Source organism: Streptomyces griseorubiginosus (assembly GCF_017614965.1).
In the GTDB taxonomy this organism is placed as follows: domain Bacteria; phylum Actinomycetota; class Actinomycetes; order Streptomycetales; family Streptomycetaceae; genus Streptomyces; species Streptomyces griseorubiginosus_B.
In genome coordinates, this window is sequence record NZ_WVUG01000601.1 from 1 (window position 1) to 1,886 (window position 1,886).

Below are 1,886 nucleotides of genomic sequence, written 5' to 3' on the forward strand. Positions count from 1 at the left end.
GTCGGCGCGGGTGCGGCCGCGGGCAGGGTGGTGAGGGCCGCACTGGCCAGGACCAGCCCGGTCAGTGCCGTTCGCAGGCGACGGCGTCTCATGTTCCTCCCTCTCGATCGGACGGGGAGACCCGGAAACATCGGAGGAAAACCGAACCAACTGTTCACATTCATGGATCGCGTTCAGGGACTCGTTCGTTGGCGCGATCCAGAGTTGCGGTCCGGAGGTTCAGCGGTCAATGGTCCGGACCGCAGAGGTCGGATCCATTTCCAGCCAATCTCGGTTTCCGGCACTGACTCATCGGTCAGTTCGGACGGATTCTCCGGTCAGGAATGCATCACGGCTCGTGATCGTTGACGATGGGAGTACCACCTGACGACAACCGAAGGATCAAGAGCTCGTGAGCAGCAAGGTCCCCCCGATCATCCTGAACAACGGCGTCGAGATGCCCCAGCTGGGCTACGGCGTCTGGCAGGTGCCGGACGACGAGGCGGAGCAGGCCGTCGCCACCGCGCTGGAGGCCGGGTACCGCAGCATCGACACAGCGGCGATCTACGGCAACGAGGAGGGCACCGGCAAGGCCATCGCCGCGTCCGGCGTCCCCCGCGAGGAAATCTTCGTCACCACCAAGCTCTGGAACTCCGAGCACGGGTACGACGCCACGCTGCGCGCCTTCGACGCGTCGCTGGAGAAGCTCGGTCTGGACTACCTCGACCTGTACCTGATCCACTGGCCGACGCCGGCCCGCGACAAGTACGTCGACACCTACAAGGCGTTCGAGAAGCTGCACGCCGACGGACGCGTCCGTGCGATCGGTGTCTCCAACTTCGAGCCGGAGCACCTGCGGCGGCTGATCGACGAGACGTCCGTCATCCCGGCGGTCGACCAGATCGAGCTGCACCCGCATCTGCAGCAGCGCGCGGCCCGGGAGTTCCACGCGGAGCAGGGCATCGCCACCGAGGCCTGGTCCCCGCTCGGTCAGGGCAAGGGCCTGCTGGAGGTCCCGGCGATCGTCGCCATCGCCCAGAAGCACGGGCGCACCCCGGCCCAGGTCGTGCTGCGCTGGCACCTCCAGCTCGGCAACATCGTGATCCCCAAGTCCGTGACGCCGTCCCGGATCCGGGAGAACATCGAGGTCTTCGACTTCAGCCTGGACACCGAGGACCTCGCGGCGATCAGCGCCCTGAACGAGGACCGGCGGTTGGGTCCGGACCCGTCGTCGTTCAATATGGCCTGAGCCGCTGCCACGGCCACCACGGCCTGACGGCACTCACCCGCGGGGTCTCCTCCCGCGCCACAGGCCGGGCAGCCGGTTCCGGGCCCGGAACCGGCTGCTGGGCCGTGGAGTTCCGCCAGGCCAGGACGATGTCGCCGTACGCCTGGTCGGCGAAGTAGTCGGAGTGCCCGAGCGGCTGCTCGTAGCAGGAGTCGCCGGGCCGCAGCGCGAAGCCGCGCGGATCCAGCAACTGCCGGTCCGGCCCGCCGGGCAGGCATCCCGCTGTCGCCCTGGGCCGGGCGGCCGCATGGGGCGGCAGGGGGTCGTCCACGATGACCCAGCCGCCGATCGGGTCGCTGGGACGGTAGAGGTTGTTCCAGCGCCAACGCCCGTCGTCCGTCAGGAGTTCGCCCAGCCGTCGCAGCGTGCGGACGTCGAAGTAGGCCGGGAAGAACCGCACGTACAACCGGGTCACCGGGTTGCCGTAGGTGAGGAGCGCAGTCCTCTCGCTCGCCCGTGTCCTGGCCTGCAGCAGCACGGCCGTCCCGATGACACAGCCCTGTGAATGGCAGGAGAAGACCACCCGTCCGTCCTTCGCCGGGTCCCCTGTGGCGGGGGTGAGGTACTCCAGGCGCTCCAGCAGGTCGGGGACCGTGCGCTCGGCGTAGCAGGGCGGGGC

General features: G+C 68.7%; 1 protein-coding gene and 1 pseudogene. One reads left to right on the forward strand and one right to left on the reverse strand.

Annotation, left to right across the window (positions count from 1 at the left end):
* Nucleotides 1-391: 391 nt before the first annotated feature.
* The gene (locus GRC12_RS44060) at nucleotides 392-1,228 is read left to right on the forward strand and encodes an aldo/keto reductase (RefSeq protein ID WP_308286770.1); all 837 of its coding nucleotides are present in this window, start codon (nucleotides 392-394) and stop codon (nucleotides 1,226-1,228) included.
* On the opposite strand, the pseudogene GRC12_RS44065 reads toward GRC12_RS44060, so the two are convergent.
* Nucleotides 1,215-1,886: pseudogene (locus GRC12_RS44065) on the reverse strand (hypothetical protein); the annotation flags it as partial. The gene GRC12_RS44060 and the pseudogene GRC12_RS44065 overlap by 14 nt on opposite strands.